Source organism: Siminovitchia thermophila (assembly GCF_016909185.1).
In the GTDB taxonomy this organism is placed as follows: domain Bacteria; phylum Bacillota; class Bacilli; order Bacillales; family Bacillaceae_C; genus Siminovitchia; species Siminovitchia thermophila.
Genome location: NZ_JAFBFH010000017.1, coordinates 56,005 through 73,528 on the forward strand (window position 1 = coordinate 56,005; position 17,524 = coordinate 73,528).

General features: G+C 41.7%; 15 protein-coding genes and 1 riboswitch. Of the genes, 12 read left to right on the forward strand and 3 right to left on the reverse strand.

Annotated features, from left to right (window positions below):
* Positions 1–328: 328 nt before the first annotated feature.
* Together JOC94_RS12765 and JOC94_RS12770 are read left to right on the forward strand one after the other, a co-directional pair.
* Positions 329–481 carry a hypothetical protein gene (locus JOC94_RS12765; RefSeq protein ID WP_171973765.1) on the forward strand — a complete coding sequence of 51 codons (153 nt, stop codon included), beginning with the start codon at positions 329–331 and terminating at the stop codon, positions 479–481.
* A 43-nt stretch (positions 482–524) separates the two neighbouring features.
* Positions 525–624: riboswitch (purine riboswitch) on the forward strand.
* Positions 625–734: 110 nt separating this feature from the next.
* Positions 735–1,898: an MFS transporter gene (locus JOC94_RS12770; RefSeq protein WP_077109487.1), complete on the forward strand. Its 1,164-nt coding sequence runs from the start codon at positions 735–737 to the stop codon at positions 1,896–1,898.
* A 396-nt stretch (positions 1,899–2,294) separates the two neighbouring features.
* Here JOC94_RS12770 and potC read toward each other — a convergent pair whose 3' ends face one another.
* The 3 genes from potC to JOC94_RS12785 all read right to left on the reverse strand — a co-directional run bounded on the left by potC (position 2,295) and on the right by JOC94_RS12785 (position 5,038).
* Positions 2,295–3,068: a spermidine/putrescine ABC transporter permease PotC gene (gene potC / locus JOC94_RS12775; RefSeq protein ID WP_077109488.1), complete on the reverse strand. Its 774-nt coding sequence runs from the start codon at positions 3,066–3,068 to the stop codon at positions 2,295–2,297.
* A complete protein-coding gene (locus JOC94_RS12780; protein ID WP_205179533.1) occupies positions 3,069–3,902 on the reverse strand; it encodes an ABC transporter permease in 834 nt (277 codons plus the stop codon).
* 77 nt (positions 3,903–3,979) lie between these two features.
* Entirely contained in the window at positions 3,980–5,038 is a 1,059-nt protein-coding gene (locus tag JOC94_RS12785) for an ABC transporter ATP-binding protein (protein WP_236017090.1), read from the reverse strand.
* 337 nt (positions 5,039–5,375) lie between these two features.
* Between JOC94_RS12785 and JOC94_RS12790 the strand changes: the two genes are divergently transcribed.
* From JOC94_RS12790 to JOC94_RS12835, 10 genes are all read left to right on the forward strand, one after another.
* On the forward strand, positions 5,376–7,502 hold the full coding sequence (locus JOC94_RS12790) for a sigma 54-interacting transcriptional regulator (protein WP_077114031.1): 2,127 nt from the start codon (positions 5,376–5,378) through the stop codon (positions 7,500–7,502).
* A gap of 241 nt (positions 7,503–7,743) precedes the next feature.
* A complete protein-coding gene (locus JOC94_RS12795; RefSeq protein ID WP_077114030.1) occupies positions 7,744–9,117 on the forward strand; it encodes an aminotransferase family protein in 1,374 nt (457 codons plus the stop codon).
* Positions 9,118–9,140: 23 nt separating this feature from the next.
* Complete coding sequence (locus JOC94_RS12800; RefSeq protein ID WP_077114029.1) at positions 9,141–10,562, forward strand: NAD-dependent succinate-semialdehyde dehydrogenase; 1,422 nt, start codon at positions 9,141–9,143, stop codon at positions 10,560–10,562.
* Positions 10,563–10,626: 64 nt separating this feature from the next.
* Positions 10,627–11,280 (forward strand): GNAT family N-acetyltransferase, encoded by a 654-nt coding sequence (locus tag JOC94_RS12805; protein WP_236017087.1) that lies wholly within the window; start codon positions 10,627–10,629, stop codon positions 11,278–11,280.
* A gap of 101 nt (positions 11,281–11,381) precedes the next feature.
* Entirely contained in the window at positions 11,382–12,734 is a 1,353-nt protein-coding gene (locus tag JOC94_RS12810; RefSeq protein ID WP_077114028.1) for an APC family permease, read from the forward strand.
* A 246-nt stretch (positions 12,735–12,980) separates the two neighbouring features.
* Positions 12,981–13,787: a sensor histidine kinase gene (locus JOC94_RS12815; protein WP_077114027.1), complete on the forward strand. Its 807-nt coding sequence runs from the start codon at positions 12,981–12,983 to the stop codon at positions 13,785–13,787.
* Positions 13,765–14,484: a response regulator transcription factor gene (locus tag JOC94_RS12820; protein WP_077114026.1), complete on the forward strand. Its 720-nt coding sequence runs from the start codon at positions 13,765–13,767 to the stop codon at positions 14,482–14,484. The genes JOC94_RS12815 and JOC94_RS12820 overlap by 23 nt, the downstream gene beginning before the upstream one ends.
* Positions 14,485–14,488: 4 nt before the next feature.
* Positions 14,489–15,529, forward strand: coding sequence for a hypothetical protein (locus tag JOC94_RS12825; protein WP_077114025.1), 1,041 nt, complete (start codon positions 14,489–14,491; stop codon positions 15,527–15,529).
* Positions 15,530–15,645: 116 nt separating this feature from the next.
* Positions 15,646–16,596: an ABC transporter permease gene (locus tag JOC94_RS12830; protein ID WP_077114024.1), complete on the forward strand. Its 951-nt coding sequence runs from the start codon at positions 15,646–15,648 to the stop codon at positions 16,594–16,596.
* A gap of 10 nt (positions 16,597–16,606) precedes the next feature.
* Positions 16,607–17,509, forward strand: coding sequence for an ABC transporter permease (locus tag JOC94_RS12835; RefSeq protein WP_077114023.1), 903 nt, complete (start codon positions 16,607–16,609; stop codon positions 17,507–17,509).
* Positions 17,510–17,524 lie beyond the last annotated feature (15 nt).

The following is a 17,524-nucleotide window of genomic DNA, read 5'->3' on the forward strand; positions in this document are numbered from 1 at the left end:
TGTTTATCGTTTTAATAGCTTATTTGGTTACAACAATAAAGAAAAAACATAACAAGAAATATAAGCCATAGTTTAAGATGCAATATAGTAGATATTTAAGTTATTTTAGAGAGTCTGGGACACAACTAATCAGCTGATGAAAAAACGAACAATATAATTGTCATGGGAATAAATGAAAGGTTTCAGGTGCATTGAAACAGCTTCAAGGGTAGAATAACGACGGCACTTTGAGAACAATGTCTTCTGAAAGTTTTTTTGCGAAATAAGAAACTGAAACGTACTGCTCACTTTTTCATAAAAATGTCGGGGTACACGAAAGGAGTTTTTTATGAATAAAGCGGGTCCCATTATTCACGGGGATCGGCTTTTACAAGGAAACATGCAACAGATGTCTTGCCTCATCCATACAGTCATTCCTCCTGCACATCCAACGGATATGATTTTGTTGGGAACTGAAGTGGAGACGAGAGACAGAAAATGAAGGGTTGAAAAAAAGTTCATAGATGTGGTAGAGTTTAAAATGGAAATTTTTATAACCGCAAGTTTGTATAACCTCAATAATCTGGTTTGAGGGTCTCTACCAGGAACCATAACCTCCTGACTACAAAAAAGCAATCTTATTTTGTGGACAGGGGTTTTTTATGTTTTAAAAGGGTTCACTAAGTCTGATTCAATAAAATTTTAAAGGAGAATGTTTTATAAATGCGGTGTGAAAAGTGTAGGGAGGGGCCTTAATGAATTTGAAAGTTTTTATACTTGCTGCGGCTACGATTGGAGTAGGTCTGGTCGAATTAATTGTTGGCGGCATTTTACCTGTTATGGCAGACGATCTGCAAGTCAATCTTGGTACCGCGGGACAGCTTATTAGTGTGTTTGCGCTTATTTATGCCATTTCCGGTCCTGTTTTATTATCATTGACGGCAAAAATTGAACGGAAACGATTGTACCTTATCGCATTGTTTATATTTTTCCTCGGAAATGTCATGACGTATTTCAGTCCTAATTTTTTGCTTGTTATGGTTGCGAGAGTTATAACAGCTATGAGTACCGCCTTAGTTGTTGTCCTTTCGTTAACGATTACGGCGAAGATTGTCGAGCCGGCACATAGAGCAAAAGCATTAGGCTTTATTTATATGGGAATTAGCTCATCGCTTGTTTTAGGTGTGCCTATAGGCATTATCATTACCGATCACTTTGGATGGCGGACTATATTTTTAGGCATCGCTTTTCTTTCTCTTATGTCCATTGTTTTCATCTCTTTATTTTTAGAGCGAATTCCTACTGAAAGAGTACAGCCGCTATCCGTCCAAATAAAGTCGCTAGGAAACATAAAAATTGCGAGCGCCCACTTGGCAACGATGTTCATGCTGGCTGGACATTATACGCTCTATGCTTATTTCACCCCATTTTTGGAAACAGCATTCCATTTAAATCAAAATTGGATAAGTATTTGTTATTTCCTATTTGGTCTTTCGGCCATATGCGGCGGTGCGTTGGGGGGAGCATTGGCTGATCGAATCGGATCTCAGAAAAGTATTTTACTAGTCATTAGTTCTTTTGCCATTGTGTTATTCTTACTGCCATATTCCACTTTTTCTTTTCCTTTATTCTTGGTGGCGATGATGCTTTGGGGCGCGTTAAGTTGGAGTCTTGCTCCTCCACAACAGAACTACATCATCCAAATTGATCCTGATGCATCCGATATTCAACAAAGCATTAACAACTCCGCTTTGCAAATTGGAATATCATTGGGGTCGGCAATTGGCGGAGTCGTATTGGCGCATACTAGTTCGCTAATAAGTACAGCGCATGTAGGGGCTGGTGTTGTTGTGATCGCTTTGATATGCGGCATTATTTCTCTCACTAGATCTTCCGGTATCGATCAAGCAGAAATGTAATATTGATGAATGATGCTATCATAACGGCAATGTCTTTCCGAATGAAAAACAAGTAAAAATGATCTTATGATTTGCTGTTAGGTAAAAGATTCACCGTTTTCCATGTTTCGGTAATAGAAAATACTTCACCATGGATGTGTCATCATATATCGTAGCCGTAAGTTCCCGCGCTTATTGTTGGTGAGTATCTTTTCATATAGGTTAGCATTTACATGGACGCTGGTGTTATCTGTCAGGTGCTTAACCATACGATTGGGCATGTACGCTGACCTAGCAAACAGATATAACGAACCGGAACTGTTTCTCTGGAAAATATGCTCTTCGTTATGATTTGTATCTTCATCAGAAAAAACAAATGCCGTCAACGAGCATGCGTCTGCCCGCTGATCCGGCATCTTATTTATTTAAACGAAGCTGGGCGAATACTGCAATGGTTAAGGTAATGAGCAGCATAAGCGTAGAGAGTGCATTGATTTCCGGAGAGACGCCAAACTTAACCATTGAGAAAATTTTCAGCGGCAAAGTTGTGCTGCTTGGTCCTGCCACGAAGAAGCTGATAATGACATCATCGATCGATAGTGTAAAGGAAAGCAGGGCGCCGGCCAAAATGCCCGGACCGATAATAGGCAGTGTTACTTTCGTAAAGGTTTGCCATTCATTCGCTCCCAAGTCTCTAGCCGCTTCCTCCAAGGAGCGGTCAAACCCTTCCAATCTTGCCCGTACAATGACGACGACAAAAGGAATGCAAAATGTGATATGGGCAATCACAAGTGTCATGATCCCAAGGGGGATATTGGCAAGCGCGAAAAACGCGAGTAGTGAAATTCCCATGACGATTTCCGGAATAACGATCGGCAAATAAAGCATTCCGTCCAAGGCGGTTTTGCCTCTGAAGTGATAACGATACATTCCAACCGCTGCCACTGTACCCACCATTGTGGCAACGATAGTAGAAACGGCCGCTACGGTTAAGCTGTTTTTGGCAGCCGCCAGCACATCGCTATTTTGCATCAGTTTGCCATACCACTCAAAAGTAAAACCTGTCCAAACCGCATTCAATCTGGATTTGTTAAAAGAAAAAATAATTAAGACGAGGATTGGCACATATAAAAAGCCATAAATGAATGTTGCATATAAAATAGATGGCAAGCTTTTAAATCGGAAACCCACCTATATCACCTCGATCCCTTTTTTGTTACCGCCGACTCTTAAGTAAATCAGGATGAAGATTAATGTCAGCACCATCAAAATCATGGAAGCCGCCGATCCGAACGGCCAATCTCTGGCTGTCAGGAATTGGTTTTTAATCAAATTTCCAATTAATAACGATTTGGATCCGCCCATCAGGTCAGGAATAAAGAACAAACCAAGTGTCGGGATGAATGTAAGCAGGCAGCCGGCAACGATCCCAGGCATTGTCAGCGGCAAGGTAATTTTTGTAAAAGCCCGCCAAGGCTTGGCGCCTAAATCACTCGCGGCTTCCAAGTACGATTTATCTAGCTGTTCAATGGAAGCATATAGCGGCAAAACCATAAATGGGAACAATGTGTAGGTTAAACCAACCATTACCGCACCATGGTTATAGAGCATCGCAAGCGGTTCGGAAATGATTCCGATTTTCAACAATATCATATTGATGACACCTTCCGTCCGCAAAAGGACGATCCATGCGTACGTTCTGACTAGAGAATTCGTCCAAAATGGCACGATCACAAGCATTAACAGAAAATTCCGGTACTTTTTGGGCGACTTTGCGATAATGTAAGCAAAAGGATACCCGAAAACAAGACAGATAAGTGTTGTAAATCCGGCAATTAAGATAGAGTCCCACAAAATTTTCAAATAGAGCGGATCGAAAAAACGCGTGTAATTTTCAAGTGTAAATGTGTATTCTATACCGCCGTATAGGCCTCTCGTCGCAAAGCTGATGAACAAAATAAATAGAAGTGGAAATATAAAAAACAATACGAGCCAAAACGTGACTGGGGAGAGGGTCCATGCCATCCCGAATAATGTTCCGGACCTCCGTTTTTTCTTCTGCAAGACGGGAGGTCTCTCTGCATGGGCCATATTGCTTTTCATCATGTAATGACCACCGCCTTATCAGGTTCCCAGCTTACAAAGACATCTTGGCCAACGGCAAATGAATGGGCTACTTCCGGCATTGTATTTACCGTAACTTGGTTTTCGCCCGGAAGAGAAACGACTGTTTTTATGATCGATCCGACATAAATATGCTCGACGATCTTCCCGGGAATGGCGAAACCCTCCCTGTTTGGTTCTATATGAAGCTTGATTCTTTCAGGACGAATCGCCATCGCCACTTGGTGATTTAACGAAAGTGGCGCTGTCTGGACAACGGGGATTTTATGTCCGGAAAACTCCAGGTAGGCATGCGAATTGTTTATTTCCATAACCGTTCCTTCAAAGAGGTTCGTTTCTCCAATAAAGTCGGCGACAAAACGGGAAGCGGGCCGTTCATATATTTCATCTGGCGTTCCAAGCTGCTCAATAATGCCATTATTCATAACCGCGATCCGATCGGACATTGTCAAGGCTTCTTCTTGATCATGGGTGACATATATAAAGGTGATACCGAGTTGCTGTTGAAGATGTTTTAATTCGACTTGCATTTGTTTGCGCAATTTAAGGTCAAGTGCGCCGAGCGGCTCATCCAGCAGAAGCACTTTCGGACTGTTGACCAAAGCGCGGGCGATCGCCACGCGCTGTTTTTGTCCCCCGCTGAGCTGGTCGGGTTTTCGCTCCGCGAAAGTTTCAAGCTGGACAAGTTGAAGCGCTTCCATTACACGCCGCTTTATCTCCTCTTTCCTTACTTTCTTCATCTTGAGTCCGAAGGAAACGTTGTCATATACGTTCATATGGGGGAAAAGGGCATAGCTTTGGAATACTGTATTGACATCCCTTTTGTGTGGGGGAATCCCGCTCACTTTTTTTCCATCTATTAATACATCACCGTCAGTCGGCTGTTCAAATCCGGCAATCATGCGCAACGTTGTCGTCTTTCCACATCCTGAAGGGCCTAATAATGTCAGGAATTCCCCTTTTTTAATATCCATGCTGATGTTTTTGACAACTGTGTTACGCTCAAAACTTTTGACGACATTGTCCAATGTAACCATCACATCATTCAAAACAATGATCACTCCTTCATCTGAGTTGTTCTCCGAAAAATTCGTTTCGACAAAACTTAATAAATATTAATGCAAATTATATGCCAATTTATAAATATATTGATAATATAGCTATAATAGTGAAAATTCATAAAAGTATTATGTCTTTTCGCATAAACTATTCATTAGAGAATAGAGCGGAATCATTTTTACTTGGGAAATGTATGCATAAATTATATAATTCATGCGGATTTGAATAAATATTTTCAAAAATACATAGCTATATGAATTTTTTTGTTATAATATTTAGAAACGACAATAAAAGACAAGGGAAGGGATTGATCATGTGTTCCTCTTATCCAAAGATATTATTCAACCGATTGTAAAGTTATCTGTTGACGAACCAAGTCCAAACTGGCAAGATCTATTGTCTAATAATAATCGGTTTATTTTTTTAGAGGAAAATCGTAAGATTAGCAGTTATATTCATTTACGAGATTTACCTGTCAGTTACAGGGAAAATGTCGGATTGCAGTTGGAACAGTTGAATCCATACGCCAAGCCTGTCACAGAGCTGAGCACATTGTCGGAAAGTCTTCCTTTCTCTGCCATATTTCAAGTCTTGGGAAAGGATATTTCATTAGTTAAGAATGAAAGCGGTTCAATTGCTGGCTATGTTCTACGCGAGGATCTGCTCATTGAATTGTTTAAACAAGAAGATATGAATTTTTTGAAAGTGTTGATTGCGTCGATACCGATGGGGATTTTTATTGTGGATAATCGCGGAGTCATCGTTAATTATAATGAATCAGCCTTGAAGATGACCCGTTTTGCGCCGGAGCAAGTGCTCAATCAATCGGCAAGTGATATTTTCGATCCTCATCATCTAAACCATGTCTTTTTAACAGGTGAAACAGTCTTGAATCAAATTCAAGTATCAAATGAATCCGGCTTGCTAGTGGACTACAGTCCGATCATCAATGACGGTAAAAACGTCGAAGGCCTCATTATTATCGTCCAGGATTTGCCAATGGTTGAGCAGATGGCGATGGAGCTGGAGTCAGTGAAAAATTTGAACAAGGATTTGAACGCCATTTTATCAAGTATTTATGATGAAATATTGGTTGTCAATGCGCGTGGAGAACTCCTCAGATTTAGCGAGAATGCGATTCCGGAGTTTTGGGGAGTGGATTTAAGTGAATTGCTTGGGAAAAACATCATGGAACTGGAAAAACAGGGGTTGTTTATGCCTTCAGTAACGAGGCTCGTTTTGGAAAAGAAAAAGAAGGTTTCCGTAGTGCAGGAAACGCCGGGCGGAAAAAAGGTTCTTGCAGTTGGAAACCCCATTCTCGGGGAGGATGGGGAAATCGAACGTGTCATCGTGGCTTCCCGGGATATTACGGAAGCGACGCGCCTCCGGGACGAGCTGCGTGAAATGAAAAAAATATCAGCCCGTTATAAAGAAGAACTCGATCAAATCAGAATGCGGGAAAAGCTGCAAAGACAACTGATCTACTGCAGCCAGAAGATGGAGGATATTGTCGCCCAAATTCATAAAGTTGCCAAGTTTTCTTCAACAGTGCTGATTCAGGGGGAATCGGGCGTCGGAAAAGAAGTAATTGCGCATGCCATTCACCAACTGGGAGTCCGGAAAGACAAGCCGTTTTTAAAAGTGAATTGTGGGGCGATTCCGGAAACGCTGTTGGAAAGCGAATTGTTTGGGTATGTGAAAGGAGCATTTACCGGGGCTGACCCCGGAGGCAAGGAAGGCTATTTTAAACAGGCGGATCAGGGGGTTTTGTTTTTGGACGAAATCGCGGAGTTGCCCCTCAGGCTCCAGGTAAAGCTGTTGCGTGTTCTCCAGGAGCGCGAAGTAACACCTGTCGGCAGCACTCAGTCGATTTCCGTCGATGTGCAAATCATTGCGGCTACGAATACAAACTTGCGGGAAATGGTGGCGGACGGCGCGTTCCGTGAAGATCTGTTTTACCGGTTAAATGTAATCCCGATCCATGTGCCGCCTTTAAGAGAAAGGCATGAAGATATCCCGCTGATTGCACATCACTTTTTGAAGCAGTTGAATGAGCGCCATCACAGCAATTATCATTTAACGCCCGATGCGTTGAACCTGCTGGAAGCATACACATGGCCCGGTAACATCCGTGAGCTGCAAAATATCGTTGAGCGCCTTGTCGTGACAGCGGATGATGAGCTGATTGATGCCAACGTCGTGGGCCAGGTGCTGAAACTGAATGAACCGATGAAAAAGGTAAAGCCGATCATTACGAATATCATGCCGCTTCATGAAGCATTTGAAGCCGTTGAGGAACAGCTTATTTCCCAGGCGATGAATCTATATAAAACAACAACGAGGGCGGCTGCGGCACTCGGTATAAGTCAATCTTCCGTTAGTAGAAAATATCAAAAAATCTTACACCGCAAGCGTGAAAAAGAAGGGATCGGTACCCATTGAAACAATTGAAATGTTTTATTGAGTAGCGGGGGACTGTTCTTAGTGGTCACCTATTATGCATAATTGCATACAAATTTCCGTTTATGCATAAAATCGCTTTCACTCCGTCAGCGAGGTTGCATATAAAAACGCTGAAGAATCAAGGAACGGCAGCTTTTAACTTGCTAACGCGAGCCCGCTTTTTAATGTGGCATGGAAATTGCATATTAATTCCATGAGAAAAATGATGGAGGTGCCAAAAATGGCTAGTCAAGTAGTAAAAGATTCCAAGATTCAAGAGTTGATTGAATTAGATAAAAAACATTATATTCACCCGACGACAGATCCCAAATTGCTTGCTGAAGAGGGACCGCCGATCATTTTTGCAGGAGGGGAAGGCATTTATGCCGACCATGTAAATGGAGATAGATATATAGATGGAATGTCCATGTTGTGGAATGTGAACTTGGGGCATGGGGTGGCCGAGCTTGCTGATGCGGCCAGAGAACAAATGATGAAAATCGCTTATGCTTCCTCTTTTAAAGGTTTTTCAAATGAGCCGGCTATTGAACTGGCCAAAAAAATCGCTGATATGACGCCTGGCGACTTGGAAGCTGTTTTTTACACATCCGGAGGTTCGGAGTCAAATGATACCGCATTCAAGCTGGCCAGATTTTATTGGGAAATCAAAGGGAAGCCTAGCAAGAAAAAAATTATTGCCGTTTCAAACGCGTACCACGGTGTGACGATTGGAGCCCAAACAGCAACAGCATTGCAGGCATTCCATGAGTTTTCCGGCTCCAATATTCCGGGATTGTTTGTACACGCGACTGCCCACTTGCTGAACGCGGAACAAGGGGATAAAAATGATCCGCAATATGAAGAATCCATTCGTGCGGCGATCGAAAGAGAAGGGGCGGACAATATTGCCGCCATTATCATCGAACCTGTGCAAGGCGCGGGCGGTGTAAATATTCCTCCAGAAGGATATTTGCAAGCTGTGCGCAAGTTGGCGGATGAACATGACATTTTATTTATCGCTGACGAAGTGATTTGTGGATTTGGACGCACGGGAACGATGTTCGGCGTTGAGAACTGGAACGTTGTCCCTGACCTGATGAGTATTGCAAAAGGGATTACAAGCGGATATTCCCAGCTTGGTGCAGTTGTCATGAACAAGGAATTCCGCGATACGCTCGTAAGTTTTGAAGGAGTTCTTGCGCATGGATTTACTTATAGTGGACATCCGACAGCTTGCGCGGTCGCATTGAAAAATATTGAGATGTTGGAGCGCGATAACGTATTGGATAACGTGAAAGCGATGGAAAAAGTGATGCGGGACGGACTCGCATATTTGAAAGAAAAACATGACATCGTCACAAATACGAGAGTGATCGGGCTATTGGCCGCGTTTGATCTTAGGGAGGATAGGGAAAATGACAAAACGTTTGCTCCGGAAGTAAAAGCGGCTCCAACCATTGTGGATGAGTGTTTTGACAGAAAGCTTATTTTAAGGCCGCTTGGCATGGACCGTATCGCGATAGCACCGCCACTTATTATCAATAAGGAAGAAGTGGAGAAAATCATCGCGATCATTGATGAATCCATTACGGCCTTTAAAAACAAGATCAAGTAAAAAGAACCAAAGGAGGTTTACGGATGTATTACATCAATGGAGAATGGTATGAGTCCGATCAAAAAGAGCAAGTAAAAAATCCGGCAACGCTTGAAGTGATCGACACTATTTCGCTTTGTGGAAAAGAAGAAACGAAGCAAGCCATTGAAGCCGCCAAAGAAGCCTTTCAAACATGGGGGAAAACGACAGGGAACGAAAGAAGCGCCTATCTTTTCGAAGTCGTTCGTCTCATGAAAGAGAGAATAGAAGAACTTGCCCAAATCATCACACTTGAAAACGGCAAGCCGTTGCCGGATGCAAAAAGGGAAGTGTTGGGCGCCATCAGCTATTTGGACTGGTATGCGGAAGAAGCGAAAAGAATATACGGAGACGTGCTTCCTTCATCCCATAAAGATAAGCAATTAATGGTGATTAGACAGCCAGTCGGTGTTTGCGGAGCCATCACTCCATGGAATTTCCCGCTTTCGATGATCACAAGAAAAATTGCGCCTGCGCTTGCCGCGGGCTGTACAGTCGTATTAAAACCGGCTTTGGAAACACCGCTTTCCGCGATCAAAGTATTTGAATGTTTCCATGAAGCAAAAGTGCCAAAAGGTGTCGTTAACCTCGTAATCGGACCTGCTGAAGAAATTGGCAAAGAGTTGACTTCAAGTCCCGATGTTCGAAAATTGACATTTACGGGGTCTACGGCGATCGGGAAAAAACTGATGCGGGATTCAGCCGATACGATGAAGAAAGTGTCCATGGAATTGGGGGGACATGCACCCTATATCGTATTTGAAGATGCTGATCTGGATCTTGCCGTTGAAGGTGTACTGCTTTCCAAATTTAAAAACTCCGGCCAAACTTGTATCAGCACAAACCGTGTGTACGTACAGGAGTCGATTGCCGATGAATTTGCACAAAAGCTTGCAGAGCAGGCTTCCAAGTTGAAAATTGGCGACGGTTTGGAAAAAGGTACGGATGTTGGTCCGTTAATCAATGAAAAGTCTTTGGAAAAAATGAAGAGCCAAGTGGAGGATGCTGTCAAACATGATGCGAAAGTCGTCCACGGCGGAAATGTTTATAAGTACGAGAAGGGCAACGGCTATTTCTTTGAGCCGACAGTCCTTTTGCATGCAACGGACGATATGCAAATTGCGACTGAGGAAACATTTGGCCCAATTGCCCCGGTCTTTACCTTCAAAGATGAAGATGAGGTCGTTGAAAGAGCCAATCATAAAACATATGGCTTAGCCGCTTATTGCTATACGAAAAATCTTGGCCGCGGCATGCGGATGATGAAAGAGTTGGAGTTTGGCATTATCGGTATTAATGATCCTGCTCCAATCGTCATCCAGGCGCCATTTGGCGGAATAAAAGAGAGCGGAATGGGCAAAGAAGGCGGAAAATACGGCTTGGAAGAATACCTGGAGGAAAAATTCGTATCTATTTACGAAAACTAATAGCGGCGGATGGCGCGTAACACAATTGCGCGCCATCCTACAACAAAAGGGAGGGACTATCGTTTTGAAGGAAAACTTGGCAAACATTCTAGAACAAATAGGGGCCAGGCCTATGGAACTGCGGGATATTTACAAAGTCAACGAGATGGCCGCTATCGGGTTCGGAGATCCGTCCATACCATTTAAGCCCGAGCACTTGGCAAGCCAAATTGAAACTTTTCCTGAAGGCCAGGTAGTCATTGAGCATGAAGACGGGACCATTATCGGATCATGCTCTAGCGTGATCGTCAATTTTGAAGATTATGGGGTCAATCACTCATTTGATGATATATCAGACAAAGGATATATTAGAAACCATAACCCGCAAGGAAAAAATTTGTATGGAACAGAAGTTGTTGTTCATCCCGAATATAGGGGTCTTAAGGTTGGAATGCGCTTGTATGAAGCAAGAAGACAGATTGTAAAAGCCTTTCAGTTGGAGAGCATTCTGTTTGGAGGGCGTATACCAAACTATCATAAACACGCCCGAGAGCTTACACCTGAACAATATGCGCAAAAAGTGATCAATGGAGTATTGCATGACCCGGTTATGACGTTTCAACTTCGAAATGGATTTAAATTTATTTCCATCATGCCGAACTACTTGCCGCAAGATGCAGAATCATTAAAATATGCTGCGTTAATGGAGTGGAAAAACCCGGATTACAAGCAAGTGTAACCGTTCACAATAAAGAGGTGGAAGGTTCATATTTTCCGATTACGATCGGAAAATAACCTTCCTTTGAATAATAAAACAATGTTTGCCAGGGGGCTTTTTACATGCAAAAAAACCCGTCTTTGAAAAGATCTCTCGGTTTATGGGCAATTGTTGCACTCGGATTGGGGTATATGACGCCAACAGTTGTATTCGATACTTTTGGAATCGTTTCTAAACAAACGGGGGGCATGGTCCCCTTGGCATACCTTGTCGGTTTGGTTGTTATGCTGTTTACAGCCATCAGCTACGGAAAGATGGTAAAAGTCTTTCCAAGCGCCGGTTCTGCTTACACGTATACAAGGGAAACGATGGGTCCCCATTTAGGATTTCTAGTGGGATGGGCATCATTGCTCGACTATTTGTTGCTTCCTCTTGTAAACGCTGTCATTATTCGCTTATATATGGAAGCGTTGTTCCCTGATGCGTCGGCATGGATTTGGGTCCTCATCTATGTGGCTTTTGTAACAGCCATTAATGTTTACAGTATGCGCTCCACATCAGGAGTCAATACTATTTTGGTTGTGTTTACGATGGCCTTAATGATTGCATTTGTTGTCTTGGGAACCATTCAGCTTTCCAAAGGAATGGGAACTGGCACGCTGTTAACGATTCAGCCGCTCTTTCAAGCAAATATGGACACTGCCGCCATTTTAGCTGGCGCCACCGTAGTTTGTTTTTCGTTTATTGGATTTGACGCCATTACGATGTACACGGAAGAAGCAAAAGACATTAACACAGTGCCAAGAGCCATTGCTTTAACCGTGTTGATTGGCGGGGCGATCTTTTTCATTGGAGCGTACTATGCACAGACATTGTTTCCGGATGTGTCCGTCTTTCATGTTGTCGATGATACACTTCCCGAGATTGCTCTTCACGTCGGGGGAGTGATTTTTCAACTAATCTTTTTGGCAGGCGCGTTTGCGGCCACAACCGCCTCCGGATTGGCCTCTCATTCCAGTGTCTCCAGGCTATTGTATGTAATGGGAAGAAACGGTGTTCTTCCAAGGAAACTGTTTGGATATGTTCATCCGAAATTTAGAACGCCGGCCATTAACGTTATTTTCGTCGGGTTGGTCAGCTTGTTAGCGATGGGACCGAGCCTTGAACTCGTTGCCAGCCTGATTAATTTCGGTGCGTTAATCGCTTTTACGTTTGTAAACTTGTCCGTTATAGCTTACTTTGTCTTTAAAAAGAAACAATATAAAACACCAAAACAAGTATTCTCTTATATCATCATGCCGACGATAGGAGCCGCCTTTACGGGAGTTCTCTGGGCGTTCCTTCAGGCGGACGCATTCATAGGGGGAATCGTTTGGGTCGTGATCGGCATGATTTATATGTTGTTCATGTCCAAGGTTTTTAAAAGAAACATCAAAGATTTGGACCTGGATGAAGCCGAACAATTACCGAGTTAACAAAACAGCCTTGCGGGGCTGTTTTTACATGATTGAAGGCGTGGATAGTTAAACTTGAAATAGAGGATGCGCACTAATATCTGCTTCTGGTCAAGCCCCATTTCTCAAATCAGACAGGAGACATCTTAAAAATGGAATCCATCATGAGACGAAGCATTTTAATGTAGATTCTTGTTTCATTATGTATTCCTTTTTATAATGAACAAAAAGATCAGAGAATGTTGTCTCCGAAGAATGGTGAATGGCATGGTTTCATACGAGAATTTCTTTCTATTTATCTTAATCAGTATTTTAGGTCCAGTGATTGGATTGCTCATATTAATCATCAATAATGCGTTTGAGAAGCAAATATATTTGTTGGAAGTGGAAAATTCAAAAGTTTTATTGGAAAAAGAATTGGAAACAACAAAATATATTAGACTGAATCAGCAAATCCAGCCCCACTTTTTATTTAATGCTTTAAATTCTATGTTTGGGTTAATCCGTTTAAAAAAATATGACCGTTTATCAGAAACATTTGAACATATGATTTTATATTTACGTTCCAAATATCATCAAGAACAAACCTTATATTCTTTAAGGGAAGAAATGGAGTATACAAAGCACTTTTTGGCAATACAACAGCTTCGTTTTGGAGAACGACTTCATATTAAATGGGATGTTGAAGAGGGAACGGAAGAGTTGCTCGTTATCCCTTATCTATTGCAGACCCTTGTTGAAAATGCCTTTAAACATGGAATAGAAAAGGTTGAAGGACCCGGAATTGTTCATATTATGATTCAGTCGACCGCGCGTCGGCTTTCTATCGTTGTGAAGGATAATGGGCCCGGGTTTGCTTTTAACCCTTTAGAAGAAGAGAGCACAATAGGGATAGGTTTAAACAATGTCTCTAAACGGTTAAACCTATTGTTTGGGGAAGAGGCTTGTATGGAATTTTTGTTAGATGAACAGCAGGAAGAGCATGGTGGAAAAGTAGTTGTGTCGTTGCCGAAAATTTGTGATAAATCAGAGTTGGGAGGTGAAACAATCAATGAACATTTTGGTTCTGGATGATGAACCGATCGAGTTGGAGCAATTAGAATTTTTAGTTCACTTGCATTATCCCAAATGGAGCATTTATAAAGCGTTGTATGGCTCGGAGGCAATCAAATTGGCTGAACAGATGGTTGAAGTGGAAGACTCTTTTCAGCTAGCACTTATGGATATTCAGCTTCCCGGAATGAATGGCCTGGAAGTGGCAACAACATTAAAATCGCTAATGCCCAATATGGAAATTATTATCATATCCGCTTTTCAAAATTTTGATTATGCCAAGCGGTCTATCCACTTAAAGGTACTAGATTACATTGTCAAGCCAGTGATAGAGAAAGAATTGGTTGCGGCTTTGCGGAATTTTCTAAAGACGCGTCCGGAATATGACAATTGTTCAGACATTGTACGCGCAGTTATTCAGATGGTAAAAAAACATTATAAGGAGCCATTACGACTAGCTTCTATTGCGAAAGAACTTCATATTAATGTTAGTTACTTAAGCCGGCTTTTTAGAGAAGAAGTGGGTATTAACTTCTCCGATTATTTGTTGCATTTTCGTATTGAAAATGCAAAGAAGATGCTTATACAAAATAAAAACTGGACGATTCTCCGAGTAGCAGAGGAATGTGGCTTTAATAGCCAGCATTATTTTAGCAGCGCTTTCAAAAAAATGGTCAGTTGTACACCAAAGGAGTATCGCAACAAGAAAGTAGTTTAAGACGATGATCAAACCATTAAAACCTTTAAACATTATCTATTTAATCTCAAGTTGGTTATCAATCAGTATGATATTTATCATTGGGGAAGTCGTTATTCGATTTGGTGTTTTTTCCAGTATCGTTATTGTGTGCGCCTTTATGTTAGCATTTTGCTCCTCTTTTCTATTACAAAAGCTGACCAAATCACCTGCCTTCGCAATCAAAAAGCAGTCTATAGCAGGAAGAATTATATGGGCTGTGAGGATTTTAGAAGTGTATGTGCTGCATCTTTTTGTAAGTGGATTGATTTTTCATTCTCTGTTTCAAATAAATATTTATATTTCTGTTTTTAGTACGGCAGCTATTTTTCTTATACTTGCTTCGTTCCTTCCAAACAAGAAAAAATGTAAACAAATGGTAAAAGACGCTAAATTTACTATTATTAGTGGATTAGCAATTATCCTTCCAACTTATATTTATTTGCAAAAAGGGCTCGAATCTTTATACCATAACCTTTTGTACTATCAGCCCCAGGTTTTGAATCATGATGCAGAAAGTTTACGTTTATTATGGCTCATTGCTTTTTTTATTTTCTTTGCAAAGTTATTATGGCAAGGAGATGTGATTGTCAAATATACAAATCCAAGTTTTAAAAAGGGAATTAGCAAGCTGCTGATTGCCGTTTTTATCTTTTCTACTTTTCTACTGGCTTTTGCAACGATGAATGTTGTCGCCATTACACAAAACTTGGAATATAGCCATGCAAATGAATTATTTATATTATTAATCAAAAAGCTTTCACCTTCGCTCATGTTTAAGATGTTTTGTTTTATCGTTTATGTTGGCACACTTATATTATTGATTGATACACTTCCGCAAAAAGTGGGGGAAAGAAAAAGTAAGACGCCCTTTGTTCTTCTTTTAATAGCCGCGTTAATGACAGTTACTGTTTTTGCCCATTACAGTCTTCTTTTTATTTATACATTTTTTGGCTTACTCATTGGTATATTAGTAATGGCAGCGACAGCTACCGAGGTGATTCGCAACATAATGTCAAGAAAGTGAAAAAAGTCCCAACAATAATGCAATATTATTGTCGGGACTTTTTTTATAATGAATAAACAGAGATCGTGAACAAAACAGTGATGAAAGGGTTATCATTCTGAGAAAGGAGAATCAGCTTGAAAATATATATTTTGCAGAGACTGCTTTCCCTTATACCGGTCATGTTAGTAGTGGCCATTGTCGTCTTTTTCTTGATACATCTAACACCTGGAGATCCGGCATCCATTATATTGGGCCCGGATGCTCTGCCCGAAGACATACAAGCGTTACGAAAAGAGCTTGGCTTAGACTTGCCTCTCTATCAGCAATTTTTCAGTTGGTTTAGCGGTGTATTAATAGGGGATTTGGGAGATTCGCTTTATTTGGATATGCCAGTTTTAAAAGCGTTTACAAGTCATTTGGCACCTACTTTATCCTTGGCTATTTTGGCCCAACTTATCTCAATCGTCATTGCCATTCCATTTGGAGTGATCGCTGCAACAAAAAGAGGCACAACAGTAGATCAATTTTTCATGGTATTTGCCTTACTTGGAATCTCTATACCGAGTTTTTTGCTGGGACTTTTACTCATTCTTTTATTCGCGGTTGAGCTTCGTTGGCTTCCAGCTGCCGGCTATCAACCGCTCAGTGCAGGATTATGGAACCATTTGAAGTTTTTACTATTACCGGCCATCACCCTTGGAGCCATTCAATCCGCGTTAATTGCCCGCATGACCAGGTCATCCATGCTCGATATACTCAGCATGAATTATATTAAAACCGCCCATGCAAAAGGCCTGAAAGAAAAAGTCATTATTTATAAACATGCTTTTCGAAATGCCTTCATTCCAATCTTAACGGTCATTGGCCAGGCATTTGGCACTTTAGTGGCCGGTGCGGTAGTGACTGAGGTGGTTTTTAATATACCAGGGCTCGGCCAATTGATTGTTAATGCCATTCAACGAAGAGATTATGTTCTCATTCAAGGGACTGTCCTATTGATTGCCGGAACTTACGTCCTGATTAATCTTTTGGTGGACCTATTATATGGAATAGTAGATCCGAGGATTAGACTAAATAGAAAATAGGGGTGAAGGAATGCTTGCAAAAGTGATGGAGCCGGATGTCGCCGTGCAAAAAAAAGATATTGCCAAAGAAAGACGGTCTTTGTTTATCAGGCGGGTTTGGGCGAATAAAATGGTTGTGATCGGCGGAGGGATCATGTTATTGATCACTTTGTCAGCACTTGCTGCACCGCTTATTACCCAATTTACTCCTTATGACTTGGAGGCGGTAAACCGTTTAAAGCCCCCAAATGCGACTCATTGGTTTGGTACTGATAACTTCGGACGGGATATATTTAGCCGCGTAGTTTACGGAGCAAGAGTGTCTTTGGCCGTAGGGCTCTCGGTTGCAGTTGTTACAGGTTTATTGGGTCTGTTTATCGGAATGTATGCGTCGTATTATCGCGTTCTCGACCACATTTTCATGAGAATTGCCGATGGTCTAATGGCCTTCCCTTCTATTCTTTTGGCTATTGCGATCATGGCAGTAATGGGGCCTAAGCCCATAAATGTTGTGATCGCCATTGTCATTGTGGAAACACCGGGGGTGGCCAGAATTGTCCGCTCAGCTGCCCTCGTTGTAAAAGAACAGACTTATGTCGAAGCGGCAAGAGCACAAGGAGCAAGCTCTTGGAAAATCATTTGGTCGCATATCGCACCGAACGTTCTTACTCCTCTTATCGTTCAAATTACGTATGTTTTCTCGGTTTCCATGATCATAGAGGCATCTTTGAGCTTTTTAGGAGCGGGAATTCCGGCACCTGAACCAAGTTGGGGCAATATTTTATATGATGGCAAAAGCGTGATCCAGACAGCCTGGTGGATGACTGTATTTCCCGGAATGTTTCTATTATTGGCAGTGTTAGGGTCCAATCTGCTTGGGGATGGCTTACGTGACTTGATTGATCCCCAGTCTCATCAAACAAAAAAATCATAAATGATAGGAGGTTAA

Excerpts from the sequence above, each read along its gene's own strand:
- JOC94_RS12835 (WP_077114023.1), top strand. The coding sequence starts at position 16,607 with ATGCTTGCAAAAGTGATGGAGCCGGATGTCGCCGTGCAAAAAAAAGAT.
- JOC94_RS12820 (WP_077114026.1), top strand. The coding sequence starts at position 13,765 with ATGAACATTTTGGTTCTGGATGATGAACCGATCGAGTTGGAGCAATTA.
- JOC94_RS12810 (WP_077114028.1), top strand. The coding sequence starts at position 11,382 with ATGCAAAAAAACCCGTCTTTGAAAAGATCTCTCGGTTTATGGGCAATT.
- JOC94_RS12765 (WP_171973765.1), top strand. The coding sequence starts at position 329 with ATGAATAAAGCGGGTCCCATTATTCACGGGGATCGGCTTTTACAAGGA.
- JOC94_RS12800 (WP_077114029.1), top strand. The coding sequence starts at position 9,141 with ATGTATTACATCAATGGAGAATGGTATGAGTCCGATCAAAAAGAGCAA.
- JOC94_RS12770 (WP_077109487.1), top strand. The coding sequence starts at position 735 with ATGAATTTGAAAGTTTTTATACTTGCTGCGGCTACGATTGGAGTAGGT.
- JOC94_RS12795 (WP_077114030.1), top strand. The coding sequence starts at position 7,744 with ATGGCTAGTCAAGTAGTAAAAGATTCCAAGATTCAAGAGTTGATTGAA.
- JOC94_RS12780 (WP_205179533.1), bottom strand. The coding sequence starts at position 3,902 with ATGGCATGGACCCTCTCCCCAGTCACGTTTTGGCTCGTATTGTTTTTT.
- JOC94_RS12785 (WP_236017090.1), bottom strand. The coding sequence starts at position 5,038 with ATGGTTACATTGGACAATGTCGTCAAAAGTTTTGAGCGTAACACAGTT.
- JOC94_RS12815 (WP_077114027.1), top strand. The coding sequence starts at position 12,981 with ATGGTTTCATACGAGAATTTCTTTCTATTTATCTTAATCAGTATTTTA.
- JOC94_RS12825 (WP_077114025.1), top strand. The coding sequence starts at position 14,489 with ATGATCAAACCATTAAAACCTTTAAACATTATCTATTTAATCTCAAGT.